General features: G+C 62.5%; 24 protein-coding genes and 1 tRNA gene. 9 read left to right on the top strand and 16 right to left on the bottom strand.

Going from position 1 to position 26,703, the window contains the following annotated elements:
- Positions 1–129: 129 nt before the first annotated feature.
- From E3O48_RS15745 to E3O48_RS15720, 6 genes are read right to left on the bottom strand one after another with little or no spacing between them, the layout of a single operon-like run.
- Positions 130–1,830, bottom strand: coding sequence for a protein kinase (locus E3O48_RS15745; protein ID WP_134507601.1), 1,701 nt, complete (start codon positions 1,828–1,830; stop codon positions 130–132).
- Positions 1,827–3,278 (bottom strand): penicillin-binding protein 2, encoded by a 1,452-nt coding sequence (locus E3O48_RS15740; protein WP_134540316.1) that lies wholly within the window; start codon positions 3,276–3,278, stop codon positions 1,827–1,829. The genes E3O48_RS15745 and E3O48_RS15740 overlap by 4 nt, the downstream gene beginning before the upstream one ends.
- Positions 3,279–4,691: an FtsW/RodA/SpoVE family cell cycle protein gene (locus tag E3O48_RS15735; protein ID WP_134540568.1), complete on the bottom strand. Its 1,413-nt coding sequence runs from the start codon at positions 4,689–4,691 to the stop codon at positions 3,279–3,281.
- Complete coding sequence (locus E3O48_RS15730) at positions 4,675–5,904, bottom strand: PP2C family serine/threonine-protein phosphatase (protein ID WP_134540313.1); 1,230 nt, start codon at positions 5,902–5,904, stop codon at positions 4,675–4,677. Before E3O48_RS15730 ends, E3O48_RS15735 begins: the two co-directional genes overlap by 17 nt.
- Positions 5,905–5,908: 4 nt before the next feature.
- The gene (locus E3O48_RS15725; protein ID WP_134540310.1) at positions 5,909–6,502 is read right to left on the bottom strand and encodes an FHA domain-containing protein; all 594 of its coding nucleotides are present in this window, start codon (positions 6,500–6,502) and stop codon (positions 5,909–5,911) included.
- Positions 6,499–7,248 carry a DUF3662 and FHA domain-containing protein gene (locus tag E3O48_RS15720; protein ID WP_134540307.1) on the bottom strand — a complete coding sequence of 250 codons (750 nt, stop codon included), beginning with the start codon at positions 7,246–7,248 and terminating at the stop codon, positions 6,499–6,501. The genes E3O48_RS15725 and E3O48_RS15720 overlap by 4 nt, the downstream gene beginning before the upstream one ends.
- A gap of 238 nt (positions 7,249–7,486) precedes the next feature.
- Here E3O48_RS15720 and E3O48_RS15715 point away from each other — a divergent pair.
- Positions 7,487–7,570 (top strand) — tRNA-Leu (locus E3O48_RS15715).
- 243 nt (positions 7,571–7,813) lie between these two features.
- Here E3O48_RS15715 and E3O48_RS15710 read toward each other — a convergent pair.
- The 4 genes from E3O48_RS15710 to E3O48_RS15695 all read right to left on the bottom strand — a co-directional run bounded on the left by E3O48_RS15710 (position 7,814) and on the right by E3O48_RS15695 (position 12,505).
- Entirely contained in the window at positions 7,814–9,481 is a 1,668-nt protein-coding gene (locus E3O48_RS15710; RefSeq protein WP_134540304.1) for a hypothetical protein, read from the bottom strand.
- A gap of 89 nt (positions 9,482–9,570) precedes the next feature.
- Positions 9,571–10,452 (bottom strand): hypothetical protein, encoded by an 882-nt coding sequence (locus E3O48_RS15705; RefSeq protein ID WP_134540301.1) that lies wholly within the window; start codon positions 10,450–10,452, stop codon positions 9,571–9,573.
- Positions 10,453–11,163: 711 nt separating this feature from the next.
- Positions 11,164–11,409, bottom strand: a complete 246-nt coding sequence (locus E3O48_RS15700; protein WP_166788729.1) for a helix-turn-helix domain-containing protein — start codon at positions 11,407–11,409, stop codon at positions 11,164–11,166.
- A gap of 202 nt (positions 11,410–11,611) precedes the next feature.
- Complete coding sequence (locus E3O48_RS15695) at positions 11,612–12,505, bottom strand: site-specific integrase (protein ID WP_134540296.1); 894 nt, start codon at positions 12,503–12,505, stop codon at positions 11,612–11,614.
- A gap of 104 nt (positions 12,506–12,609) precedes the next feature.
- Between E3O48_RS15695 and E3O48_RS15690 the strand changes: the two genes are divergently transcribed.
- From E3O48_RS15690 to E3O48_RS15665, 6 genes are all read left to right on the top strand, one after another.
- Positions 12,610–12,924 carry a hypothetical protein gene (locus E3O48_RS15690; RefSeq protein WP_134540293.1) on the top strand — a complete coding sequence of 105 codons (315 nt, stop codon included), beginning with the start codon at positions 12,610–12,612 and terminating at the stop codon, positions 12,922–12,924.
- Positions 12,914–13,291 (top strand): hypothetical protein, encoded by a 378-nt coding sequence (locus E3O48_RS15685; RefSeq protein WP_134540290.1) that lies wholly within the window; start codon positions 12,914–12,916, stop codon positions 13,289–13,291. Before E3O48_RS15690 ends, E3O48_RS15685 begins: the two co-directional genes overlap by 11 nt.
- An 86-nt stretch (positions 13,292–13,377) precedes the next feature.
- Complete coding sequence (locus E3O48_RS18400) at positions 13,378–13,971, top strand: very short patch repair endonuclease (protein ID WP_370250219.1); 594 nt, start codon at positions 13,378–13,380, stop codon at positions 13,969–13,971.
- Between the two features lie 268 nt (positions 13,972–14,239).
- The gene (locus tag E3O48_RS15675; protein WP_134540287.1) at positions 14,240–15,472 is read left to right on the top strand and encodes a DNA cytosine methyltransferase; all 1,233 of its coding nucleotides are present in this window, start codon (positions 14,240–14,242) and stop codon (positions 15,470–15,472) included.
- Positions 15,473–15,705: 233 nt separating this feature from the next.
- Positions 15,706–16,440: a GIY-YIG nuclease family protein gene (locus E3O48_RS15670; RefSeq protein WP_206751287.1), complete on the top strand. Its 735-nt coding sequence runs from the start codon at positions 15,706–15,708 to the stop codon at positions 16,438–16,440.
- A gap of 3 nt (positions 16,441–16,443) precedes the next feature.
- A complete protein-coding gene (locus E3O48_RS15665) occupies positions 16,444–17,502 on the top strand; it encodes a DUF4928 family protein (RefSeq protein WP_134540281.1) in 1,059 nt (352 codons plus the stop codon).
- 275 nt (positions 17,503–17,777) lie between these two features.
- Here the strand turns inward: E3O48_RS15665 and E3O48_RS15660 are convergent, their stop codons facing one another.
- A complete protein-coding gene (locus E3O48_RS15660) occupies positions 17,778–19,517 on the bottom strand; it encodes an AIPR family protein (RefSeq protein ID WP_166788728.1) in 1,740 nt (579 codons plus the stop codon).
- Between the two features lie 349 nt (positions 19,518–19,866).
- On the opposite strand from E3O48_RS15660, the gene E3O48_RS15655 reads away from it, so the two are divergent.
- Together E3O48_RS15655 and E3O48_RS15650 are read left to right on the top strand one after the other, a co-directional pair.
- Positions 19,867–20,094, top strand: a complete 228-nt coding sequence (locus E3O48_RS15655) for a hypothetical protein (protein WP_134540275.1) — start codon at positions 19,867–19,869, stop codon at positions 20,092–20,094.
- A gap of 208 nt (positions 20,095–20,302) precedes the next feature.
- Positions 20,303–20,941 (top strand): hypothetical protein, encoded by a 639-nt coding sequence (locus E3O48_RS15650; RefSeq protein WP_134540272.1) that lies wholly within the window; start codon positions 20,303–20,305, stop codon positions 20,939–20,941.
- A 47-nt stretch (positions 20,942–20,988) separates the two neighbouring features.
- On the opposite strand, the gene E3O48_RS15645 is transcribed toward E3O48_RS15650, so the two are convergent.
- The 5 genes from E3O48_RS15645 to E3O48_RS15630 all read right to left on the bottom strand — a co-directional run bounded on the left by E3O48_RS15645 (position 20,989) and on the right by E3O48_RS15630 (position 26,612).
- Positions 20,989–22,755 carry an ATP-binding protein gene (locus tag E3O48_RS15645; RefSeq protein WP_134540269.1) on the bottom strand — a complete coding sequence of 589 codons (1,767 nt, stop codon included), beginning with the start codon at positions 22,753–22,755 and terminating at the stop codon, positions 20,989–20,991.
- A 713-nt stretch (positions 22,756–23,468) separates the two neighbouring features.
- On the bottom strand, positions 23,469–23,810 hold the full coding sequence (locus E3O48_RS18395; RefSeq protein WP_370250280.1) for a DUF805 domain-containing protein: 342 nt from the start codon (positions 23,808–23,810) through the stop codon (positions 23,469–23,471).
- A gap of 524 nt (positions 23,811–24,334) precedes the next feature.
- Positions 24,335–24,901, bottom strand: a complete 567-nt coding sequence (locus E3O48_RS15635; protein ID WP_134540264.1) for a hypothetical protein — start codon at positions 24,899–24,901, stop codon at positions 24,335–24,337.
- A gap of 12 nt (positions 24,902–24,913) precedes the next feature.
- Positions 24,914–25,072, bottom strand: coding sequence for a hypothetical protein (locus tag E3O48_RS17700; protein ID WP_166788726.1), 159 nt, complete (start codon positions 25,070–25,072; stop codon positions 24,914–24,916).
- A gap of 352 nt (positions 25,073–25,424) precedes the next feature.
- Positions 25,425–26,612, bottom strand: coding sequence for an ROK family transcriptional regulator (locus E3O48_RS15630; RefSeq protein ID WP_134540261.1), 1,188 nt, complete (start codon positions 26,610–26,612; stop codon positions 25,425–25,427).
- Between the last annotated feature and the right edge of the window lie 91 nt (positions 26,613–26,703).

Genomic DNA, 26,703 nt, shown 5'->3' with positions numbered 1-26,703 from the left:
GCCGCCACGCCCGATGAGTGCGCCCACGCGGTATCGACCAGCGAGCAGACGGCCTTCATCAGTCAAAGCATTACTCCCAGTTCGCGGACACAGATCCCAGCTACTTTACCGGAACACCCCCGGCACCGATTACGGCACCGCAGTGACGGTGACGGCGGTCGACGACGGGGAGTACGGCGACGGGGTCCCTCCGCAGAGGTACCGGAACTTGACCGTGAACGTTCCGGATTCCGGACCGGTGGTCACTGTCGCCGTGGTCGCGTCCGGCCCGACGGCGGCGGGCGAGACGGCACCCTGGCCCTCCGCCAGCACTTCGTAGCCGGACAGAGCCTGCCCGCTCGGGCAGGACTGCGCGGTCCAGGTGACGGTCACGGGCTTGTTCTGAGCCGTGGCCGCTGGGGTTGCCGTGGGCGCCGTGGTAGGGGCGTCCGGGGTCACGGCGGGCGCATAGACCTTGACCGTGATCTTCTCGCCCTTGCGCACCGGCCCGGTGGGGTTCACCGAGTAGACGGTGTCTGCGACCTCTTCGGGCTTGGTGGAGGCGTTGCCCGTCTGCACATCCACGACGAAGCCCAGCCCGGCGAGCTTGTCGCGGGCCTCCGTGCTCGTCAGCCCGGCGTAGTCGGCCAGGGTCACCTCGACCGTGTTACTGGTCGGGGTGGGCGTTGGAGTGGGCGTGGGCGTGGCGGTTGCCTTGGGCGTCGCCTTCGGCGTCGAGGACGCCGAGGTGGTCGCCGCGGGGGTGGCGCCCTGCTGGGTGAAGAGGGCGATCAGGGTTCCGGTGAGCACGATGGCGAGCAGGGCGATCAATGCGATCAGCGGCCAGGTCCACGGGCTGCGCTTTTTCGTGGCTGCCGCGGCGGCGGCCGCTGTCGAGGCGCGCGTGGCCGGAGTCCCGGTGGGCAGCACCGTCGTCGCGGCCATGGCGCCGGCACCGGGCATGAGCATCGTCGCGGCGGTCGGTGTGACCCCGTTCATGATGGCGGGCACGGATGCCGCCGCTGCGGCGATGTCCCCGCGGCGCAGGGCTGCCGCGGCGCGGGAGAGGTGCGCGGCCGAGGCCGGGCGGTCGGCGGGGTTCTTGGCCAGGCAGGAGATGACCAGGTTGCGCACCGGTTCTGACACTGTCTCGGGCAGGTCAGGCGCGGTCTCGTTGATCTGGGCCATCGCGATGGCGACCTGGGACTCGCCCGTGAAGGGACGGCGGCCGGCGAGGCTCTCGTAGGCGACGATTCCGAGAGAGTAGATGTCGGTGGTGGGCGAGGCGGAGCGGCCGCTCGCCTGTTCGGGCGAGAGGTACTGCACGGTGCCCATGACCTGGCCGGTCGCGGTGAGCGGGACCTGGTCGGCGATGCGGGCGATTCCGAAGTCGGTGATCTTGACCCGGCCGTCGGGAGTGATCAGCAGGTTGCCCGGCTTGATGTCGCGGTGCACCAGTCCGGCGGCGTGCGCGGCGTGCAGCGCGGCTGCGGTCTGGGAAACGATGTCGAGCACCTTGTCGGTGGGCAGGACATGTTCGCGTTCGAGGATGGTCGACAGCGCCTCGCCCGGAACCAGCTCCATGACGAGGAACGCGCTGCCGTCTTCTTCTCCGTAGTCGAAGACGTTGGCGATGCCCTCGTGGTTGACGAGGGCGGCGTGGCGGGCCTCGGCGCGGAAGCGCTCGAGGAAGCCCGGGTCACCCAGATATTCGTCCTTGAGGATCTTGATGGCGACGGTGCGGCCGATCACGAGGTCGACGGACTGCCACACCTCTCCCATACCGCCGATGGCGATCCGGGATTGCAGTTCGTATCGTCCCCCGAAGGTGAGCCCTGCTGTGGGTCTCATTTATTCAGCACCGCCTCTAGTACCTGCTTTGCAATTGGTGCGGCAAGGAGATTGCCGTACCCCGTCTGGCCAAGTCCCCCGCCATCCTCGACGAGAACGGAGATTGCATATTTCGGATCCTCCGCGGGGGCGAATCCGGTAAACCACAAGGTGTAAGGATCATCGGCGGCATTCTCTGCCGTACCCGTTTTACCTGCCACGTTGACCCCATCTATTCTTGCATTGCTGGCGGCACCGTCCTGGACCCCATTCACCATCATCTGGGTGATCGTCGCGGCCGTTTCCGCGCTCATCACCCGTTTCAGGGTGCGGGGTTCGAAGGACTGAAGCGGGCTCAGGTTAGGCGCAAGAATCTGGTCGATGAGGTTCGGGGCCATTTCCACGCCACCGTTGGCGATTGTGGCCGAAACCATGGCCATCTGCAGCGGAGTGGCGCGCACGCTGGTCTGCCCGAACGCCGACAGGGCCAGTTGGGCGTCATCGAGTTCGAGTGGGTAGGCACTCTGGGACACATTCAACGGAATCGAATAATCCGTGTTGAATCCGAACTTCTCGGCCGTGTCGCGGATGGCCTTGTCGCCGAGCTGGAGTCCCAGTTCAGCCATCGGAATGTTGCAGGACAGGCGCAGCGCCGTGGCGATGGTGACGGTGTCTCCGCCGCCGCAGGTTCCGCCGCCCGAGTTGATCACAATCGAACTCGACCCAGGCAGCTGGAAGGTGCCCGGATTCGGGAAGGTGCTCTCGGGCGTGAACTTGCCGGATTCGAGGGCGGCGGTCACGACGACGAGCTTGAAGACGGAACCGGGCGGGTTGAGCGCGTTGATCGCCCGGTCGATCAGGGGGTTGGACGTGTCGCTGACCAGCGACTCGTAGCTGTCGGTGACCTTCTGGTTGTCGTGCACGGTGAGCAGGTTCGGGTCGTACCCGGGCTTGGAGACCATGGCGAGGATGCGGCCGGTCTTCGGCTCTGTCACGACCACCGACCCGGTGAGGTCGCCCAGGGCATCCCAGGCTGCCTGTTGCAGGGCGGGGTCGATGGTGACCTCCACCGAGGCGCCCTTGGCGTTCTGGCCGGTGATGAGCGAGTTGATCTTGTCGAAGAACTGCGCGTTGGACGTGCCGCTGAGTTCGCCGTTGAGTGCGTGCTCCAGCCCCGTCGGCGAACCGTTGATCGGCATGAAGCCGGTGATCGGCGCGTAGAGCGGCCCGTTGCTGTAGGTGCGCTGGAACTTGTAGTCGTCGGCGACGGGCATCGACTGGGCGATCGGGTTGCCGGCCACGAGGATGGCCCCCCGTTCGACGGAGTAGCCGTCGTAGAGCGTGCGGGTGTTGCGGGCATCCGCGGTGAGACTGTCGGCCTGGAAGACCTGGATGATGGTGGTCGAGGTGAGGAGGGCGACGAACATGAGCATCACGACGATGCTCACGCGCTTGAGTTCGCGATTCACTTAAATCACCAGCCTGGGTTGGTTGCGCAGAGTGTCGGACAGGCGCAGCAGCAGGGCGGCGATGACCCAGTTCGCCACAAGCGAGGAACCACCTGCGGCGAGGAATGGGGTGGTGAGCCCGGTCAGGGGGATCACCCGGGTGACGCCGCCGATCACGATGAAGCACTGGAGGGCGACGACGAAGGAGAGACCGACCCCGAGCAGTTTGCCGAAGTCGTCGTTGCCGGCGAAGCCGATCCGGAAACCACGGGCGACGAAGAGCAGGTACAGGGCCAGGATGGCGAAAAGTCCGGCCAGGCCGAGTTCCTCGCCGAGGCTGGCGATGATGTAGTCGCTCTGCGGCACCGGTGTGATGTCCGGACGGCCCTGGCCGAGCCCGGTTCCGATCAGGCCGCCCTTGGCGAGGCCGAAGAGGCCCTGGACCAGCTGGTAGCTGCCGCCGTTGGCTCCGTAGACATCCGGGTTGAGCGCGTCGAGCCAGTTGGTGAACCGGCCGTTTACGTATTCGAGGGTCTGGCTGGCGATCACGGCGCCGCCGAGGAACAGCGTCATGCCGAGGAGCACCCAGCTGAGCCGGCCGGTCGCGAGGTACAGCATGACCAGGAACAGGCCGAAGTAGAGCAGCGCGGTACCGAGGTCGCGCTGGAAGATGATGACCGACATCGATAGCGCCCAGACCACCAGGATGGGGCCGAGGTCGCGCAGGCGCGGGAATCGCATGCCGAGGAATCGCTTGCCGACCATCGACAGGCTGTCGCGGTTACGCACGAGGTAGCCGGCGAAGAACACGGCGAGGGCGATCTTGGCGATCTCGCCCGGCTGGAAGGTGGCGAATGAGCCGATCCCGATCCAGACCCGGGCGCCGCTGACCTCCCGGCCCAGGCCCGGCACCAGTGGCAGGAGCAGGAGGACGACGGCGATGAAACCGGCGACGTAGGTGTAACGGAACAGCACCCGGTGGTTGCGGATGATGAGCAGGACGGCGATCGCACAGGCGATGGCGAGGGCGCTCCACACCGTCTGGCGCACGGCGGAGCTGTCCCAGCCGGCGTCGCCGTTGGCGATGTCGATGCGGTAGATCATGGCGATGCCGATGCCGTTGAGCAGGGAGGCGATCGGCAGGATGAACGGGTCGGCGTCGCGGGCGACGAGACGCAGCACCACGTGCATGCACAGCACGAGCACGGACAGGCCCGCACCGAGCAGCACGAGGGTGGTGTCGACGTGACCGAGGGCGCCGAGCTGCACGAGCACCACGGCGGCCGCGTTGATTCCGCAGGCGATGAGCAGCAGGAACAACTCGAGGTTGCGCAGCTTCTGCGGGAGATGGAGACGGCGCACACGGACCGGTTTGGCGCCTTGCGGGCGCTGGGCGGCATCCGTCGCCGTGCCGCGGCTATTTGAGGGTGGCATCATGAAGCCGTTCGACGATGAGTTTCGCGTCTTCCAGGGAGGTCGCGCTGATGGTTTGCTGCACCTGCTGGCGGTCGAACACCCGCAGCTCGGACACTTTCAGGCTGGTGTCCTCGTAGACCGACGACAGCGCGATCGGGCCGAGATCCTGCTGCACACCCTGGAAGATGGCGACGTTGCTGCCTTCCACCCCGACGAAGTAGCGAGTCTGGGTCCACTGGTAGCCGAGGAATGCGGCGCCGACGATGCCGATGACAAGCAGGATGATGCCCATCAGCCAGGTGATCTTGCGCCGGCGGGCGCGGCGCTCGTCTTCCTCGATCAGCTCGGAGAGGTAGTCCTGCGAGTCAGGTTCGAAGTGGGTCTCCCGCACCGGGTGCAGGCGCAGGCTGGACATCCGCAGGGCGCGGCTGCGGCTCGGCTCCTCCCCGAAGGCGAGGGGGGCTGCAGCGGAGCCGACCACGGTGGGAACGTCGACCCGCTCGTCGGGGCCGCCGATGTCGACGACGACGATGGTGACGTTGTCCGGCGCCCCGCCGTCAAGGCTCTCCTTGACCAGGCGGTCCGCCACGCCCTGGGCGTCGAGGTCGGTGGAGAGGGCCGCGGCGATGGCGGTGTTCGAGACCACCCCGCTCAGCCCGTCGGAGCAGATCAGCCAGCGGTCGCCGGGGAGGGTGGCCAGGATCGACGTGTCGATTTCCGGCGACGACTCCACGTCGCCAAGCACGCGCATGAGCACGGACCGGCGCGGATGCACCATGGCCTCCTGCTCGGTGATGCGGCCGCTGTCGACGAGACGCTGCACGAAGGTGTGGTCGACGGTGATCTGGGAGAGCTCGCCGTCGCGGAGCAGGTAGATGCGGGAGTCGCCGATGTGGGCGATCGCCACCTCTCCCTCGAGCACGACGAGGGCGCTGACGGTGGTGCCCATGCCGGTGAGCTCGGTGTGCTCGAACACGGTCTCGGCCAGCTGCGAGTTCGCGGCGATGAGGGCGGCCTGCAGGGCGAACTCGGCGTCCTGCGGGGTTCGGTAGGGCTGGTCGGCCTCGATGATGCGCTTGGTGGCGATCGCCGAGGCGACGTCGCCGCCGGCGTGCCCGCCCATTCCGTCGGCGACCATGAACAGCTGGCGGCCGGAATACCCGGAGTCCTGGTTGTTGGACCGAATCTTTCCAACGTGGGACGCGGCCGCGCTGTGACTGACTGTCGCCATGCAGCTACCGCCGAAGCTCGAAGCTGGTAGCGCCGATCTTGACGGGCGTGTCGAGGGGGACCGGTGTCGGCACGGCGAGGCGCGAGCCGTTCAGGAAGGTGCCGTTGGTCGAATCCAGGTCCTGGATCATCCACTCTTCGTTCCAGAGCATCAGCCGGGCGTGGTGAGTGGACGTGTAGTCGTCTCGGATGACCAGGCTCGAGTCTCCCGACCGGCCGATCGTGACCGAGTCGGAGGTGAGCGGGAACTCCGTGCCCGACTTCGGACCGGACGTGATGACCAGGCGGGTCGCGTTCTTCGCGGTGGCCCGTTCCGGTCCGGAACGTGCCGGGGGAGCGGCCGGACGGGCGGTCAGCTGCTCGGTCAGGGCCGTGGCAGAGGCGGCGGCCGGCTGCAGGGTGGCGGCGGGAACCGGGGTCGGCACGGCGGCCGCGAAAGCGAGGGGCGGGGCGGATGCCGCGGCATCCTGCTGCTGTTTGCGCACCCGCTGGCCGAACAGGTCGCTGCGCAGCGCGTAGACGATGCCGAGGATGAACAGCCACAGCACCAGCAGGAAGCCGAGGCGCAGCACAAGCAGCGTCAACTCGCTGACGCTCATGCGGAGGGCTCCCAGAATCCGCCCATGTCGTGGCGTTCGGCGGGCGATTCGTGGCGGCGGTCGGCAATGGGCTCGCCGGCGGCGGCCTGGGCGATGACCCGGAAGACGATGCGGGTGCGACCGATGGTGACGACCGAGTCCGGTTCGAGGATGGCCTGTTTGACGGGGGACCCGTTGAGCTGGGAGCCGTTGGTGGAGCCGAGGTCGCGCACTTGGGCGCGCGAGCCGTCCCAGAGGATCTCGACGTGACGGCGGGAGGTGCCGGTATCGTCGACGGTGATGTCGGCGTCGCTGCCGCGGCCGATGACGGTGTGGGACTTGGTGAGCGGGTAGCGCTTGCCGTTCACGTCGACCACCGGGGTCCAGGTGACGCTGCCCTTGATCGTGCTGGAGTCGATCTGCACCATGCCCTCGCTGAGGCCGCGGTCGTCGGACAGGGCGATCGACACGCCACCGGCGAACTGGTAGCGCTGTTCGCGACCGTGCTGCTGGACCAGCTCGGTGAGCTCGTCGATGAGGGTCGGGCCGAGGTTGGTCATGCGCTGGTAATCCGCGTGGCTCATTCGAACGACGAAGCGATTGGGCGCGAGGATGCGATCGCGGGACACGACCGCTGCTTTTGTGTCGAGCTCGCGGCGCAGTGCGGAGGTGATCTCCACGGGCTGCAGCCCCGACCTGAAGGTCTTGGCGAATGCACCGTTGACGGCGCGCTCCAAGCCCTTTTCAAAGTTATCCAGAATGCCCACAGGTCTCCCGATCCGATCCTTTCGGCTATCTGCATGTTACTTGCCTGAAGTGTTAACTCGCCCGCCAGGCAATTGGGGGCACGGTTTGTCATCCTACGGGAGGGTGCCGAGATCACCCGTTTCTCCGGTCGAGTCGGGCGTTTGGCCTGCCGGGCCGCGGTGGTGGCACGGGCTCAAACCGGCCCACACCGCCTCGAATGGCGCAGTGCCCCCAGAAAGTGCTAATCTTCCTAAGTTCGCGCGAGTGGCGGAATTGGCAGACGCGCTGGCTTCAGGTGCCAGTGTTCGAAAGGACGTGGGGGTTCAAGTCCCCCCTCGCGCACAGCGGGTTGATTGCCAAATAGGTTGAATCTATTTGCGAAACCCAGTCGGACAGGAAAGGCCCCCGGGAAATCGGGGGTCTTTCGTCATTCTTGGGGCTGTCGTTGGCTCTCCGCGAGGCCGACCCCACCCGTGTCGGCCTCCCGGGCACGAAAAAGCGCCCCAGCGCTCTCGAAGTGGTGATTTCGAGCGTGCTGGAGCGCCTCGTGCCGCAGGTGAAAGTGTTGGTGAAGCCCGGCCTGGGCTATGTTTTGGCTGGTGGCTTTTGGAAGTCGTCCCAGGCCGCGACCCGCTTCTTGCGGTTCTTCCGCTTGCGTCGGATTTCGAGTTTCCGCGCTTGGCGGTCCGCTCGTTCTTCGTCGCTTTCGGGCCTGAGCATCTCGTCGCGGTACTTCTGCAGCTTCCGGAGGTTGCCGGCGACGACGAGGAAGCTTACGAGCAGGTATTGGGCGGTGGACCCGCGGATTCGGCGTCGGCTGGAGTCGCCGATGGCTTCGTGGGAGCTGTCCTTGAGGAACCCGTTGGCGCCCTCGATGGTGTTGCGGTCGTGGGAGTAGATTTCCTGCCACTCGTTGCTGCCGTATTGGTAGTGCTGCGCCAGCTTCGCGCCGACCTCGACGGGAACGGTGACGGAGGTGGCGTTGGTGCAGATTCTGTCGGGTTTGACGGGTGCGTTGTAGATGGTGGTGAGTGCGTCGTCGACCTTTGTGCAGCCGTTGTCGACGAGGGGGCAGTTGACGGTGGCCCCGGGGCCTCGGGCGGGACACATCATCGGGACGCGGCCTTTGGCGTCGGGCTTCTCTTTGGGGCGGAGCATGTATTGGCGGCGTTCGACGATGCGTTTGCGCCAGGTGGTGGCGTCGATTTCCTTGGCCCGGTAGAGGATGGTCGCGTTGACGAGGCCTTCGGGCATGGACGGGCAGTAGAGGGCGCCTTCGACCTGCATGGAGCCGGCGTAGCCGTCTTTGACGCCGAGCTGGTCGTCGCGGTAGTCGGTGACGACGGTGTAGCCGAGCATCCGGAGGGGCATTTGCAAGTCCTCGGACTTCGCGAGTGCGTAGTACCCGCGGTCGCCGGTGGCGCGGCCGGCCGGGTGGCCGCGCTCGGCGACGCTCTCGAAGATGTGACGCGCAGTGTGGATGAGCGCAGTTCCGGGGATGTTGAAGCCGATGCCGGCAATGAGGAGCGGATATCCGGGGAGAGTCTTGGGGTCGTGGTTGGTCTGCACGGCGATGGTCAGATCCCAGCCGAAGACAGACTTTGCCGCTTTGCTGGAGTCGGCGGTCTCCTTGTGACTGCTGGTGCGTCGGTACCAGCCGGCGTCGAACTCGATGGCCGCGTGAGTTTTTGACTTGGGTGCACCGCGTTTGCCATAGGCGGGGACGACGGTCGCGTCAACGCAGAGGTCTCCCTTCCATTCATCGCGCGCCGCCTCGGGCACAAGCTGCAGCGTTGCCTCGAGCAGCGCGTTGCAGACCCAGTCCAAGCGCAGTTGTTTTCGTTGGCTTCCTGCCACCTCTCGCAGCGCAAGAATCTCATCGACCTCGGCGTGGGTGGCGAACTTTCCGCGCTTGCCCGGTTTCGGGTCGATGGTGTTCAACGCCCGGTGCAGGGCCCGCCAGAGGGGGAAGTACCATTCTCGGGCAGTTCGCTTTTTGCCCCACAGGTCGAGCAGTCTCAAGGACTTGCCGCTCAGCCTGTCGGACGCGATGGTCGCCATCTCCTTGACGAACAGGGAACTGTATTCAGTGCTCAAGAGGAGCAAGAGCACAAGGACCGTTCGGGTGCTGGCAATGCGCCGCCGACCTCCGGGCGCGGTCTTGAGGCGGTCTTCTGCCTGCCATGCGTCGATTTGCTCGGCGACCTTGGAGTCGTCAATGAGCTTGCCGATGAATTCGACCTGGCTGTGCACGATGCGACTGGAGTTGCCGGTGAATCCATGCTTGGGCAGGGTCTTCCGGAGTTGGTCCATGACCGTTGGGGACGCCGGCGCGAGAGTCGTCATCGGTTCAACTCCCCGCGGAAGAGGGCCTGCAGTTCATCAACTTCGGGCACTGTCACGAAACGCGCCAGCCGTTCGAACGTGGTGTACGTCTTGACGCCGAGCGCCTGGGCCAGGGCGACGATGGGTGTCCTGGCCTCGAGGTGACCGACAATCCACGTGGACCGCAGGCGTTCCACGGTGGGGAACTCGCTGCCCTTCGCGGTGGAGTTCAGGAACTTCTTCACATATGCGACGGCGTCGTTGGGACGCACGTCCTTCACAAACAGGTAGTCCACGACGAGCGGCGCGTGCAGGAGGTGCCTGATGTCGTCCTCCCACTCGGCAAGGCAGACGACCGTTCGCGGGCTGGCACCCGTCACGGTGACGGTGACGCCGTCCTCGGTGGTGTCGACGTCGTTGGCTTTGAGGTGGACGATTTCCGTGGTCGTCAACGCGCAGCCGGCGGCGAGCGAGAGCAGCATCATCCAGTTGTGTCGGCGGAGCGGGGTGGACCGCGTTGCGGCCTGGCTCCGGAACCGCACCAGGGCAGCCGGAGAGTAGGGGGCGAAGGGGTTCGGGCGGGGCTTCTTGCCCGCGTCGCGACGGACGGGGTCGAACGAGTGAAGTTCCCCGGCGATGCGGAGCAGGCGTAGGCGCTCATTGCGGGCGACGACGGGGCTGAGGCCGCCCATCTGGCGTGCGGCGAACGTCTCGATGTGTCGTCCGCTGAAGACGATGTTCCGTTCGAGCGGGAGGCAGGCCGTCTCCGTCGTCCAGACGGCGAGCCGGGACACGACAGTCAGGGCCTTGCTGGCTTCGGCGCAATTTGCTGGCGCGAAGTCTGCCACGGCGGACCGAGTGAAGGTCGCGACCACGTCCCAGAGGCGTTTGGGAATCATCGGAGTGAAGTCCTCGATGGTTTGGGCGACATCCGCACCCAATTGCGGATTACTATAATCAACATGAGAAGAGTCGACAAGGGCCGGCGTCACGGGCGTCATGCGACAGGCCTCCCTGTGTGCTCTACGCTCGAACCATGTCCAGGCCCGCCAGACTCACCCCGAGAGACCTCGCGGACGGTTGGCCCGAAATGCCCTCTGTAGACCCAGTCGGAGAGGTCGCCCGACAGTTCGCCTTGAACGTTCAGGCCGCCATCGGAGACCGGAGTATCCGCGCCGCCGCCCGAGACGTGGGCGTGGACCCCTCGACGATGATGTCCGTCCTTCACGGACGTTCCTGGCCCGACCTCGCCACCATCGCCAAACTCGAAATGGGCTTCGGCGTCGACCTTTGGCCTGGGCGCCTCAACAAGTAGGTCGTTTTTCAGTCGCCCGTTGCGGCTTCTTGAGGTCGCCGGTGATTCACCGGTGAGTGGACCGAGGTGTTTTGTGGCTGCGCAGGCGGTCAGTTGTGGGGCGCAAATTAAGGGACTCATTACCCTTACCTGTGCGTTCACTTTTGATGTGATGTCCAAAGTGAGAATAAAAGCAGGTCAGAGATCTTTTATTTCTCAAATCTGAGGCAAGGCCCTCAGTGATTGCTCCGCTGCGTGCCCCTCATATGCGACTTGGCCTGAGAAGAAATAGTCGGCCAGGAACCCTGACTGTTGCTCAGTCACGGCCTTCCGATTTGTCGCCGAGTGTGTACGAGACGCTGATGGTGATGCCGAGAGCGTTCAAGGCCCGGAACAGTCGGGTGATGTAGAGGTTGGGTTTGCCGTTCTCGAGCTCTTGAAGGTAGTTGCGTGAGAATGCGAGGGTGTCGGCCAGCTCCTCTTGGCGGATGCCACGAGACGCGCGGACTGCCTTGATAACGGCACCGAGGTCGCGGAATCGCCTGATGGTCACCGTGTACATGTCGAGGCTTTCTCCATGTCCGTTGCGGCGGCCAGTCCGCCCAATGCCAGCATATCCGTGCATTCTTGCATGCATGGATATGCGTGCATTATTTGGGCTCATGTGTCCCGACGTAAGCCCTCTGTCCCCTTCAGGATTCGTGCAGGCAACGCACACTAAAACTGACTAAACGGGCACTCAGGAATCGTCCAGCTTGTTGTTCTCACGCCTCACGCAGCCGAGTCCTTGCCTCGCCGTCATCAACTTCGCGCACGAACCGCACGTAGCGAGTCATCGCCTCCAGAGACTCGATGCCAGCGGCCTGCATCAGCGGGACCACCGGCGTGGCGGCGTCGAGGTGCCGGACTATCCAGGTTGCGCGCAGCCGTTGCGACTTTGGCTTAACGCCGACAACTTGGCTTCGGTCGATGAAGTTGGCGATGAGGTTCGGGTAGTTCGCGGCGTGGTTCTCGCGGAAGGCGAACCGGTCTGGCCCCAGAGTGCGGGTTCGGTCGGCCAAGACCTGCTCCCACTCGCGCAGAACGGGAACTACACGCGGGCGCTCACCCGTAACGACTAGGAGTACGCCGTTGCCATCAACTCGGATGTCGCCCACGCGGAGCTCTCCGATTTCGGATGCCGCCAGCCCCGCGCCGGCACCAGTGGCGAGCAGTACCCAGGCGTTTGCACGTCGTGCCGGGGTCGACTGGGTGGATGCCCAGCTGCGAAGCGAGATCAGCTCCGCGCCCGAGTATGGGGCTGCCGGCTCTGAGGATTCCAGCGCAGCGAGACGCCGTGGCACCTCCCGTGGGTCGAGCAGCACCTCGGACATCCTCAGAAGCTGACTCCGAAGGTTCCCCCGGGACGCGGGCTTCAACGTCGAGCAGCCGACTGCGATGAACCGGGCGACTACGTCCCGCCGGAAGACAACACCGCGCTCCAGGGGCAGGCCTGCAGTCTGCCAGGTCCACGCCGCGATGCGTGACGCTGCGACCTTCAGCTCGGCCTCCGTGTACGGGGTGCCGTCGGCGGCATCAGCGACGGAGTCGAGCACGAATCTTTTCACTTCGTTCCAGACCGCCAAGTTGAGATTCGGTTCGTAGTCGGAATTTGTCACCTCGACTCCAATTTGTTGTATTGCGGATTAGTATATTCATCAAATGCACCTGCATCCAGAGTGTGTCGGTCACGCGAAATGGTCGACGGGGAGGGTCGGCAGACATGGACGATGAACCTGAGCAGGTCAACGGCCTGGTGGGCGACGAGGGCGGTGTCTGGCGTGTGGTCACGCAGGGCAGCTCGCACATCCTCGACCTGGATGCCAAGACGGTCAAACGTATTCCCGGCCCGGGCCGGCCGGCCACCTTCAACGACGTGACGCGGCCGCTCCGCACTCTCGAGGCGTGCATCGTCGGGGAGTCCGGACGGTGGACGATGATCTCCGACGACGAGTTGACTGACTTCTACTGGCACGTCACGAGCCGCGTCCGCCGGATTGAGCGGGTCGAGCACCCGCGTGCGGGCCGTGAGGATTGAGACGCTCTGGCGCGATATCGAGGCGACCTGGGGGCTACTGACCCCTGACGCAGTCATGAAGGCCCTCGGCCTACCGGAGATTGATGTCGACGCCGTCTCACGAATGAGAACTGACGGGCAGCTCCTGGCCGTCGAGCGAGAAGGTGCGTACGTCTACCCGGGCTTTCAATTCGAATCGGGACACGTCGCGCCCGTTGTTCCGGTCTTGGTTGAGCTCGCACGCGATGTGGGTTGGTCGCAGAACGAGCTCGTCATCTGGCTTTGCTCTCCCTCCGGCTACTTCGGCGGAGACCGGCCGGTAGAGCACCTGGACGAAGCTGACGAGCTCGCCGAGAAGGCGCGAGATGCGGCGACGGTGGAGTGGTGAGGGTTGGGTGAGACTCGCAGACGAGCACGACTGCCCGCAACGGCCAGCACCCTGCCATTTCGGAGGAACTCGATGTCAAATTGAGCATGAGCGAAATACGTTCGATGCGCGGGACCATTGAGCCGGTGTCGGAGGACGTTTCTGTCAATTTGGTCGCCCCGCCGGGAGCGGGCGGCTCCTGGGCTTCGACTCCAACCGTTCGTCGGGTGATGCAGGCGAACAAGTCCCGCGACACGAAACCGGAGATGGCGGTTCGGCGCATTGTGCACAGTCGAGGGCTTCGCTATCGGGTCAACGTCCGCCCGGAACCGGCGCTGCGCCGGACTGCGGACATCGTGTTCTCGCGGGCACGCGTCGCAGTCTTCATCGACGGCTGTTTCTGGCACGGATGCCGCGAACATCATGTGCTGTCCAAGACGAACACCGACTATTGGCGGGCCAAGGTCGGTAGGAACATAGCCCGAGACCGCGGCACCGATGAGGCGCTGTCCCGAGCGGGCTGGGCCGTGCTGCGGTTTTGGGAGCACGAGAACCCGAGCTTGGCGGCCGACCGCATCGTCGAGGCCGTGGCGGAACGGTCACAGCCCCGCGGCGGGCCGAGGGCTGGGGTCGGTGTTGCGGTCGACAGTGCATTTCGGATCGATGTGCTCAGACCCGGCCCCGGCAAAGTCGTCCTGTGATTTAATTGTAGGGATGCATCTGGCGAGCAAGGCCGCGTGCGCAACGGTCAACTTGCTCCGACGACAGCGGGCCAAGGACAGGCCAGTTGGGACCGCGCATATATAGAGGCAAGGCGGACGAGAACGTCCGTCGTCGGCCTAACTGCCAGCGTGAAGTACGCGGTGGCGCAGAGACTTTGGCTTGCGGATCGTGTCTTTGCGCGATGCGGAATCCAGAGTGACGGTCCCGGGTAGTAACTTATGTAGACATACGGAAAGGTGGCCGGAAATGACCATCACAGCACCGCTCAAATCGACTGCGAGGCGCCGCCCGCCCGCGCCGACCGAGGCCGCGTCGACCCCAGACATTTCGCGCAACGACGCGCACGAACCGATCCAAGCCCCGGGAGCCGGCTTCCGCGTTGCCGAGTTCTTCGCCGGAATCGGCCTGATGGCCGAAGCACTCGAGTCTCGCGGTTACGAGATCGCCTGGGCCAACGACATCGAGAAGGCCAAGTTCGATCTCTACGCCGCCAACCGCCCCGACGAGGGAGCTACTTTCGAACTCCGTGACGTACGCACGGTCAAAGGTGCCGGCATGCCCGACGACCTCGACCTGGCCACGGCATCGTTCCCATGCATCGACCTCAGCCTGGCCGGCAAGCGCGAGGGACTGGGCGGATCGCAGAGTGGAATGTTCTGGGAATTCGCACGTGTCCTCGACGAAATGTCGGACGAGAAGCGCCCCAGGATCGCACTCCTAGAGAACGTCCACGGGTTCGCGACAAGCCACGGCGGCGCAGATCTCCGCAAGGCAGTCCAAGAGATGAACCGGCTTGGCTACAGCTGCGACGTCTTCGCGATCAACGCGCGACACTTCGTTCCTCAGAGCCGCCCACGCATGTTCGTCGTCGGCGTCCGTGGCGAGCTGCCCAGGGACTCGAACACGGATGCCCCGCCGCTCTCCGACATCCGCCCCGAGTGGGTTCGCCGCATCTACGCCGCAAACGCCGACCTCCGGATGCACACGCGCGAGCTCGCCTCGCTCCCGGACGGCCCCGACGACCTCGGCGCCGTCGTCGAGACCATGAGTAACGACGACCCCCGCTGGTGGGACACGACTCGCTCCGACAAGTTCTTCGGCAGCCTCACGCCGCTGCACGCCGCACGCCTGGCCGAATTGAAGAACGCGAAGACGCTCTCGCAGCGCACCGCATATCGCCGGACCCGAAACGGCTCCGCGACGTGGGAGATCCGGCCCGATGGTATCGCGGGGTGCCTCCGGACAACCGGTGGAGGCTCGTCGAAGCAGGCCCTGGTCGTGGCCGGCACGGGTCAGGCCCGCGTCCGTTGGATGACCCCGCTCGAGTACGCCCGACTCATGGGAGTGGGTAGCTTCAAGACGAACGCCCGCACTGACAACCAGGCCCTCTTTGGATTCGGAGACGCAGTCGTCGTCGACGTGATCCAGTGGATAACCGACCAGTACCTCACCGGCGTCCTGACCGAATCCCGTCGATAAGCCCGAACCGCGAGCTGCTTCACCTCGTCCGCAAAATAGTCCCTGAATCGCGCTCCTCGTCGCGGCTCAGGGACTTTTGCATCCAGTGAGCAGAAATCAGTGAGACGGGCGAAGGTTTCCGGGATCCCAAAAGGGGGTGGAGAAACCGGTCCGACGCGGATTCCTGGTCTCGGGAGCGCCGATAGACTCACGAATACGGCAGTCCGAACGGAGCAACAACTTTGACAGACCAGATGATGCCCGCCGATTTCTTCCCCGGCGTGGATCTCTCTACGACATACCTTCCACGTGAAGTGGACGCCATCCGAAGGTCCATTTCGGACGCAATGCGGTTGCCGGACCCGTCCAGGGGTGGCTCCCCAATCGGCAAGGCCATCACCGGAATCTACGCGTTCTTTGACTACGATGGCGAACCGATCTACGTGGGGCAGACCTCCGAGAATTTCGGTACGCGCATTGGCCGCCACATGACCGGCATGAGATCAGACTCGGTCGGGAAATACGTCCTCGACCCATTCGAGGTCTATGCGATAGCCCTCTGGTCACTGCCGCATATCGAGCACGACTTCCCCAAGAAAGACCGCAAACGAGAACTGGACAAGTACGAGTACACCGTCCACCACCGCTTGACTGGGGAGTCGAAGTTCGGGGCAGTGCTGAACGAGGGGACGCTCCTGGTCACCGAGCTCATGGCGGACCTCCCCGAACCGATTCGCGCGGTCATCATCCCGAATGACATCTTTCCCGACCGCGCCCACCCTGACGTGCGGATCGCCAGGCGGGCCATCACGGTTTCACTGCTCGCGAAGAACATCTCTGAACGGAAAGTGTCAAAAGGGCTTCGGCAGGCTCTCCTCGTCCAGACCAAAAGGCTTGAAGACCTCGCTGGCAGGCGCGCTGATGCACTCGCCAACACGGCGGAAGATGCCGCCGATGGAAGTTTCGACTTTTCAGAAGGAAATAACTAGATCATGACCACTGCACAGTTCGAGAAATTCGAGTCGTCGATGCTCGCAGATGTCGAATCATGGTACGAGAGCCAACGAGCGAAGCCGAAGGCAGTTCCGAAGAAAAAGGGTCCCGTCCAGACAAGCATCGCGACGGGGCGAGTCGAGACGGGGCGAGTCAATACAAACGTAATGGCCACGGGACTCATGGTCGGCGGATATATGGGCGGTGGACTCCCAATAACGCCACAGCGATACCGCTCAAGGGGCGGCTCGCAACTGCTCAATATCAGCGGCTCGTTCATAGAGACGGTGCTTGCTCAACACGACGAGTTAAGGCGGTTCACCAGCGAAGGCGGCCGGACCTCTCGAGGGACCCTTGTACTCGGCGAAGCACTCGTGACCATCATGAATGACAGCGCGCGGGTCGCGATGTACGCACAGATGTCTGTCGCGGAGCGAGACAGCGCGGCGGCATCATTGAAAGGCTGGTTCGTCGAGCGGCTCCAAGTCGACTTCTTTAACCGTCAAAGGATCACAGCCCAAATTGACGCTAGCAAGCCTGTCCAGGTCGCAGTTCATGCACTTATCGACGCGGCTCGGCGTAAGGACCAGTCCTCGGCCGGTGCCTTCGTGCACCACCTCGTCGGAGCGTATCTTGATCGGCAATTCCCTCAATCGGGCGTCAATTCAGAGACCTACACAACAGCCGATCTCCAGACGCAGCGCTCGGGGGACTACCAAATCGGCGGGACCGCAGTACACGTGACAATGAGACCGACGGAGGCTCTATTCGACCGTCGTTGTCGCGACAACATCGCAAAGAAATTGCGCCCTCTTGTCCTCGTGCCAGACTCAGCCGTTTCAGCGGCCACGCAGCTGGCGGAGATACAGAACATGCAGGATCACGTGTCAGTTCAGTCGATTGAAACCTTCATAGGAACCGGTGTCGAGGAGGCCGGCCTGTACGAGTCCAAAACGATTCGAACCCAACTTCGCGGTCTACTCGAGGCTTACAACGAGCGTGTCGGTCGCATTGAGCCAGATCCTTCGCTCCTAATCGCAATTCCAGGCAGGTTCTGAGGGCGTTTGGTCCGGGGCGGCGCGTAGCGCTTCATTGCAGCGGAGTCTGTCGAGATGGTGGCGGCCTGGCTGGCGGGTTGACCGTGCCGCTGCGTTGCCGCTTGCACGCGCGGAGTCACTCCCCGAGCCCGGCCTCAGCCGCCATCGGGGGCGGGGCGACCCCATGCTGCAGGATCCGCCCCCGAGACGACGATGACCTTCGGCCCGACGCTGTCCGTCCGCACCAGGCAAAAATCTCTATTCCCTGGTGCCAACCACCTTTGCTAGAGCTCTCGTCAGGCCGTTAGTGCGCGGAAGTAAGCCTCCCTGAACTCACTGCTCTTGAAGATAGTGTCGCGCGATGACTTTGGGTTCAGCGTTGCGAACGCAGCCGCGGCGGCCGTCAACACAGTCAGCGCTTCGACCAACAGCGGCTGCTTCAGGGGGGCTTTCAATTTGGAGAAGTTTTTGTCGAAATGAAAATCACTGGTGTCCTTGAGCTTCATCGCGAGGATCAAATAGCCCGCGGCCACGTAGAAACGCGAATTACTGAACTCATCCAGGACATCCTTCGCGACGTCTGTGGTGAGGAAATCATCGACAGCCTTGATCGTCTCAACTGCTGTGAGATAGGCGGCCATATCTAGGCTGCTGGGGAAGACCTGTTCGTAGCCGTCCTTCTTGCTCAGCAGCGTCGAGGGGCGAGCGCGTGCCACATCTGGTTGACCGAGCATGAGGGTAATCATGGACTGCGCCAACAGATTGATCGTGATCCGACGCTTTGCCGGCTTACCCAAATTCCGGTACCTGTTCTTCCGGCGCTCGTAATACCAATCGTGGACGACCAAGAAACGCTCGATGTCGCGTTGAAGGGGCTGGGTGGCGTAAAGGGCTGGCGTAGGTACATGCGTTTGCCGGTTGGTCCCGGCGATGATTTGGTCTCGGACGTCCTCATCGCTGGTCACAATGACTCGGACGAGCAGGCCGTTGTTCAACCGCTCGGGCGCGAACAGGCTGTTGTGTTCGGCATAGTGGAGGACGTGCGAGGTCTGAAGACCATTGACAATTAGCGGCCGTGAAATCGTGAGCGTCTGCTGGGGACTGTCGACCTTGTCGCCAAGCACAGTCACACCGTTGTTGAGCCACCAGAATTCCGAGGTGTCGTTCTTCGCCAAGGTTTCCGCAATCGCCTTGTTGACGATGTTGTCGCCCTCGAAGTCGCGAACGTTGGAATCGAACAACTCTTCCCGAAGCACACCCGCGTCGCTTCGAACAAAAGCCAGGTAGTCGCTAAGCGCCACGATTCCGACGAATGAGTCGGTTTCACGGATCAGACTGCGAAATTTCAGGACACCAGGCTGCGTGTAGTCCGTGCCGGCCAGCGTGTAGAGCGCGCTTACCCCGATGTGATCAGAAGTGACGGTTGCCCCGGACGTGAGTTTTGAGGTGACGAGGGCAGCGACTTGGGCAGCTCGGGCCTGCACGGTCTCAGTGATGTTGGCCTCGGGGGCGCGGCTCACGTATACGGTGCGAAACGCGACCTTAGGGAACTTTGCGCCCAGCGACACCACGGCTTTGCGAAGAATCCCCGTTCTCTCCACGACGTCGGCGCGGTAGATGGTTTCAAGATCTTCGTCGCTGGCTCCAACATCGAGCAAATTAGACAACGATGAGAGCAGATGTTCCCATACGGATTCCTGCCAGCTTGTTGAGTTCTTGGACTGGATTAGGAAGACCTCAAGGAGCGGGTACGGCCCGATTAATGCGACCGAAGGGTCCCCCTTTATGAGGAAGGCGTCGTCCGGACTCACGAGTATGCCGTTCAGGAAGACGAAAAAGCTGTCTATGCCGCCGTCCTTGGTCCCATCTACGATTCCGGCAGCCAGTTCCTCGACCGAGAGCTCTCTTGGCTTCAATACCTGCGTCGCTGCGTAGATTTCAAAAGCATCGTCGACGTTCGTGCCGGGGTACTCTGTGGCGACGAAGTCAGCGAAAAGCGCGTCAAGTACAATCTGATCTGGATTTGGCGTAGCCATATCGTGTCCCATACTTTTTGGCGATGCGGCAAGTTGCTTCCTGAACCGCCTTTAGATGATTCTGTTCACGCAAGGTTCCGAGGATGCGAGTCCCGTCCATCTGGACTGAGCAAACGACTGCGGCGCCATTGCCGTTCTGTTCACTAGGTCAGTCTTACACGCCGCCTCTTCGGCGCATGACAGATCTGACGCTGCCGGTCCTCTCGGGCAGAAGGCAGGCTCCGCACACGAGTCGAATCAAATGTCGGAATTCATTAGGTTCACCCAGAACGAACATCCAGCCGTCGGTGCACCCATGTAGGTTGATTGAGCACGCTGGATGACTCGCGGGCGGAATAGGTGTTGGGCCATGTTCGATCTCCTCACGACAACCGGGTTCCTCTTCACGTACTCGGCGGCCGTCCCTGACCCGTCCCAGATGCAGATAGTTGAATTCACCATCAACTCACCGTTCACGGAGGCTGCGAGCGTCCTCAACGTCAACGTCTCAACCCTCGCCATGCTCGGCAAGTCCGTCGAGCAGTTGCTCGTCGACCACGTCGAGCACTACGAGCGGCGCGCTAACAAGGCGGAGTAGTCCGAGCGGGCGCTTGTGCATTCGAGGGATCGCTCTGGTGGCACCTTCATGTCAATTGATCGCACGCGCGGGCCCGCATAGTTATGTTTTTCAGTGAGTTCTTTTTCTCGAACAACCGACCACCCCCACGAGCTGGCGCAGCGCGCGGGCCAACACGGTGCGGCGATAGTAGCCTGAACTCGCAAGCTACAAATCCAAGGGGGCAGCGATGAGCAGCAACGGGTTTTCATTGGCGGCGGACGTGATTTCCGTTCACGGGGAGCGTGGAGATTCCAAGGCACAATCCAGACCGCAAAAGGGGGTCGTAAAGAAGTACAGGAGCCTCCCGGCATCTAGTTTTCTTCTCACATTCGCGGCCGCCGAGGCCGCGGTCAAGGATGCCAACCGCGAAGAGCGCTTCGTCCGTGAGGGAAGCCCCCACGGGATCCAATGGCCGCTGCTCGTCTCGAGCTGGGCCGCACTCGGAGTTCCTCTGCTCGCCCGGGCTCGGGTGATTCCGCAGCCAGGTGCGACGACTGGGATCCACAGATGGATGCTACTCGAGGGGGAAGACCTGAGTGCTTATCTCAGCGATGCTGCACGCTTGCGAAATCAGCTCGCCCATCGAGCTAGCACTTCGGGCATCGCCCTCACGTCTGAATATTTCTCGCGAGATGGCGGAGAGCTCAAATCGATGACACTGATGCTCGCGGAAGGGTTTCTCCAAGCCGCCCAGGACGTGAGCTTCCAAGTGCTAGGGAGACGCGGCGATTCCCGGTTATGGGAATGGGCGCTGCCTGAACGTTCAGGCACAAGCAGGATGACTCGAAAGCTTCATCGTCACCCAGCATTTCCATTGCCCGAATGACGACTTGCACCGCATTGGTCCAACAGCGAGTGTTGGCCGAGGCAGCCTTAGGAAAGAAGAGAGTTCATCAAAGCGCGAGTCGATGATGGCACTGCCGACGGATAGTCTCGCCAAACTAGGCGAACGATATTTCGCAGCAGATGATTCTTGTGGCTTTGAAGTGAGGGAAAAACCGCGAGAACCCTTGCCTGCAGATCATGACCACGTTCGTTCAGCCAAAAAGAAGGCACCGAGAGCGTGAAGCCCCCAACGTATTCGACTTCGAGGAAATCAGAACTTTCCCAATCTTCCCCCATGGCCTCTGTCACCGCTCGGACGAGTTGTTCACCGTCTGATATGTCGAAAGCTCGGAATGTTGTGCTGCCGACTGCGCTGAATACTGGCTCGGTTTGGTCTCTGAGGAGCAACAGCCCGAGAGAGAGCGGGTCGAGAATCACGTTTTCTATCGAGTACCGCTGGGCGTCGAGTAGTACGCGTTGGTGGGGGGCTTTGGATCGATTGTCTCGATCAACGAGGCCCCACACTCTCGTGTTTCCTTGCTCTGAAAGTCTCTGGACCAAACGGATTACAGCGTCGCACCCATTTCCGCCCGCAGCTCGGCTGCCCGCGGCCATGAACACAAGCGACCGCTCGGAACCGATACCAGGCGCCAAGATCGCCAAAATGTCGGTGTAAAGCTCTTCGTCATTGGGGTCTTCAACGATGACCGTCCGGCGGTTCTCGGCATCAACACTGATGGTGGGTACACCGACCAGCAGCGCTCGAAGTGCCTCATCCTTCGTAGTCTTCCGAAGACGAGGCGCACCCGACCGCACCATGACGTAGAGAGAGCTTTCATCGGTCAGCGCAACTGTCGTGGGCGAATGAGTAGTCAGCAGAACTGGGACGCCGAGTTTCCCAACGATCTCTTCACGAATAAGGCGCAGCATGCTGCGCACCATTTGGGGATGCAAAGTAGCGTCGGGCTCGTCAAGGAGGACTATCGGCGGGGCTTCAAAGGCATCTCTCCGGTATCCAACGGAATACATGGATAGAGCGATCATTATGAGCGTCTTTTCACCTGACGACAATTCCGCAGTCGGCACTGGCCGCCCAGTGTCGAGATCGGTTAAGCGCGGTTCCACATACTCGGGGGAAATCGATGGAACAGGAGACTCATATGAATAGTTAAGGCCGGCATTTAGGAGTACACGATTGAGAACGGTCCAGGGTGGGTCGCCATGTTGTTGACGGAAGAGACCTGGATTGACGAACGTTTCGCCATCACCAGACGTTTCAGCACGCCACTGATTGAAGCCACTTAACGTGCTCATCTGGTTGTAAGTCGAAAAAGCTTCAGCAACTGAGAAGTAAAAGAGATCTCTTCGTCCGAGTTCACGCGGGGCGTATCGCTCGTAGTCGACATTGGACCAAAGGTGGATTTCTTTGCCGGATGCCAACTGGGCGCTGTTCAGGGCCCCAATTGTCAGGAGGCCCTGCTGTATGAGGCTGCCGCGAAGATTGGGTGCGTCCATGCCCTGCGCGTTCAGCTGCTGAATTGCTGTCCTGAGTTGATCTATCACCTGTGCACGCGTCAGCGTTGGAAGATGATCACCTTCACTGAATTGAAGGTCAGCTGCGGTCAACATCCTTGGGCTCTGGGTCAGTGGGTTGCCCCCAATTTGGATGTGGGACTCACGTACTGCCTCGAGGAGCTGCGTCTTGCCTGAGCCATTGGCTCCCGTTATCACTGTTAAATCCGGCAAGTCGCCGTCGAAGATGCCCTCCATTGCCGACAATGACTTGTAGGGCCTCGCCATGAACAACTTGACCAATCACTCCTCCTTCGGCAGAGGCCCGCCTGGTTCGTAAAGCGGCCCTAGCAAGAGGTTAGCCATTGCCTGGCACATGGCGTTGCCACTACGCGGATGCCCCGCAACACTTCGGCCAGAAAAGCGGCGCGTTGAGAATGATTTCTTCCACATGAGGCTCGGGCCGGTTATCGGCGAAGGTTCGCCCGCGCCCTGTAACGTCCTCCCCATCGGATCCGACCGACCAGTTCTGTGTGGGCGCCGTATCTCGCTTGAGACATGTGCGGCAACAACGGGTGGGCCGACGCGGCCGGCAAGCGCAATGCGCTCCACGACCTTCGGGAAGTTCGTGCGCTCGGCAAGCTTGACAAGGACCTGCTCATCGGGCAACTAGTGAGCCGCAAACACTATGAAGCCGTTGTCCGACTCGGGAAGCTCGTTGACGGTGTTCTCGCGGAGTAGAAAATGGCTGAGGCACCCTGGCGGAACAGCGTCCATGAGGGCAAATCTCCACACTCCAAAAACAAGGGCGCTCGGGAACGACTACCCGCGCCCGGCCGTGGGCGAGGGCGTCAACAACCCGTCCGTCTTCGCGAATCGCTGCAGCGTAGGGGAAGAAATCGCCATGGTCAGCGAGCTTCTATTGGGCGAAGCCGATGCAGGCGCTGAGCAACTGTGTTTTGTCAACTCGTCGACGTCATGCTGGGCCAGGTCGGATGCGGTGTTGCGCCAGGAGGTCATCGGGGGTCATGCACACGGTCTCGTGCGGAGTCAGCTGTCGCCTTGACTTCGCTTGGTTGGCAGAGCATCACAATTATGATGATGGCACCGAGGATGGGGAGCAGTGCGAGAAAGAGGGAGCCCCAACCGTAGCCCGCATCACGGAATCGTCGGACGGTTACGGCGAGTGAGGGGAGGAGGGTACCAAGTGACCAAACGAGCGGGAAGTTGGTGCTTTGTCCGTTGATTGCCACGTCGAGTCCAACGATGGAATATCCGACGACCGTAGCGAAGAGAGTCCACCACCAGTACTCGGATCGGCTGGCGACGCCGTGAAACTGGGCGTACTTCTTGAACACTGTGGAAACTGCCTGACCCAAGTTCACGTGTATTTCCTGACTGCGCGACTGCACCCGAAGAACGCTCCAGAGTCAAACGACCCCCGAAGTCAGGGTATCGGCGTCGGCGTGTTCTTGACCCGGCGAGGGGGACCCCAGTTCTGGGGATTCGCCGCCGCGGAGAATCGCGGGTCGCAAGCGCGAAAGTGGAGGATTCTCGGCGAACCGGCGGAGGATCGGCGCAAACACGGTCGGAAAGTGCCCGGGAGGCGTAAGGGTTGCAGGTACCCTTTCGAGAAAGGCAATCAACCCACAGCGGGTGTTTCAGGAAATCCAGGAATGGTTTTCATGAAATCCAAGCGGACAGGCCGGCTGGGCAGAAATGCCCAGCCGGCCTTCTTCTTTTAACGAATCAGTGCGCGTTCGGTGGCCGTTTTAGCGCTCGCTGCTCGGGGGTTTGCGGTTTAAACGCCAATTAGCCTGCTGGTAGGCAGGCTGAAGCGTTCGGTGCGCGGGGTGACGTTCGGAATTGGCGGAGGTTCCCGCTACTGCGGCGGTGCCAGGGCGGGAAGTGCGCTGTGTTTGCTCAGCGGTGTTCCGGTGGCTTCTTTGCGTCGGCGTTCTCGGGAGAGACACTCGCCGCTGTCACGTTCCGCGGTCTTCACGAAGAAGTCGAATATCTTCCGCAGGTTCGAAGAGACTGCGGCGAGGGTCGCCGCGAGGTAGTTGAAAGCAAACCCGCGGCCGGAGCGTTTGCTGACGTTGGCGAGGTCCTCGAAGTTCTTCGACTTCAGTGTCTTGTTCGCAGATTCGACGAGGCTGCGCATGCCGAAGTACTTCCGGTGTTCCGGGGACTTGAAGGCGAATTTCTGGATGTGCTTCACGGCCAGTCTCGGGTTCTGATTCCGTTCGGCCGGGGCACCTGCGTCCATCGGGATGGTGACGGTCGCCGGTGTCGCAGGCTTGGCGACGCAGTTGCCGCTGGCACGGTCGATTGCCATGTAGGTTCCGGGGGTTGGGTACATGAACCGCTGGAATCCATCCTTGTCGGGCCGGCCTTTCGGCTTCATCCGGTAGGCATCGCGCCTGGCAAGGTAGGCCTTGAAGGTCATCTTGTCGAGCAGTCACTTGGGATTCTTGGGGTCAAGGGGGTCGCTCACCCGGGCGTTGTAGGTCTTGGCGGCATCGATGAGGTCCTGGGACATCCAGGTGACATACCAGTTGCCGTCGACGAGGATTAGGTCGCGCTCGTCAGTGCGCCGGAGACCAATGTTTGCGTCCACGGCAAGGCGTACCTCTCCAACACCTTCAAGGGCGCCCGTGCAGTGTTCGCTCGATGACAGGTGTTCGTCGGGGTGTCACGGTGCGCCGGTTGCAGACTGATCCCCAGGCTCCGGCAGTGCGGACGCGACCGCCTGGCGCACCATCGGCGCGAGCAGATCTGGCTGTAGGTTCCTGACCGACTTGACAATGCCACCGCCCGAATTCACAAGGAGCTGGGTCGAACCGGTGTGTGGACAGTCCTCGCTATATTGCCACATTGCTCAGGCCAAGAACCTCGCGGCCCTGCTCCGGTGCCCTGATCCACCCCACTCCGTCTGCCCGCGCGTTCAGGTACTGCGGGTCTCACGATGGTTACGCGGCGTTGCGCTTGGCCATTGCTTCTATCCCCGCAGGGGACAGGGCGCTTTCGATAGCCATGACGGCCGCACCGATCACTCCTGCACTCTCATCGGGTCTGGAGGGAGCGATCGTCAGATGCGAAGTTGCGAGTGGCATGGAGCGCGCGTAGACGACTTCTCTTACACCGGCAATCAGGTGGTCGCCAGCGCGGGCGAGGGAGCCGCCGATAAGAATGGCCGAAGGGTTGATTAGGCTGACGCAGGTGGTCAAAACCTCGCCGATGTCGCGACCGGCCTGACGCAAGGCCTGAGTGGCCAGCACGTTTCCGGATCGAGCGGCTTCGATCACATCGCGCACAGAATGAGTTGCCAGACCCGCTTTCCGAAGATTGGCGGCGATGGCGGGCCCTCCCGCCACGGCCTCCAGGCAACCCCGATTGCCGCACGTGCAAATAATGTCTTGTCGCCCCGAAACCTGGACGTGACCGAGATCGCCCGCGATGCCCTGCGCTCCGCGAATCAAATGCCCGTCGCTGACTATCCCTGCACCAATTCCCGTGGAGACCTTGACCAGGATCATGTTCTCTGTCTTGGATGCCATGGTGGCCCGCTCGCCGAGCGCCAGCAGGTTGACGTCGTTGTCGACCAGCACGAGTACATCGAAGACTGCCCGAACAAAACGCGGCACGTCGAAATCGTCCCAGCCGGGCATGATCGGGGGATTCTTGGGCCTCCCTGTCTCGTGTTCAACAGGGCCGGGAAGCCCGATGCCTATGGCCACGATATCCGACGGTGGTCTGCCGGCCTCGGCAAGTAAGCGGTTCGCGACATCGATGAACCATCCGAGCACCTGCTCAGGCCCGAGTGTGACCTCCACCTCCTCTGTGTGCTCGGCGATTACGACTGCGCTTAAGTCGACGAGAACAACAGTTGCGTGGGACGCGCCGAACTCAGCGGCGAGCACCACTCGAGCGGCTGGATTAAGGGCCACGAGCATAGAGGGACGCCCGCCTGTAGAGGCGGCGTCCCTGATGGGAGCGACTAACTCCAATTCGATGAGTTCGTCCAGTCGAAGGGCGATCGTCGATCGAGACAGGCCGGTTGCCGACGCCAACTGTGCACGGGTCTGGGGGGCACCGTCCCGGAGCAGCTGAAAGAGATCGCTGGCGCCGAAGCCTTTGGCTAGAAGCTGTGCGGACATTGCTCTCCTCAAATAAGTTCCCAAATGTTACGCGAGATTCGATTCATTTTCGCACCTCCGGTGACTCTTTGAGTTAGTTCCACCTTGCTGG

It is taken from the genome of Cryobacterium sp. HLT2-28 (assembly GCF_004402495.1).
GTDB classification, from domain to species: Bacteria; Actinomycetota; Actinomycetes; order Actinomycetales; family Microbacteriaceae; genus Cryobacterium; species Cryobacterium mannosilyticum.
This window is presented reverse-complemented; position numbering and strand designations above follow the sequence as displayed.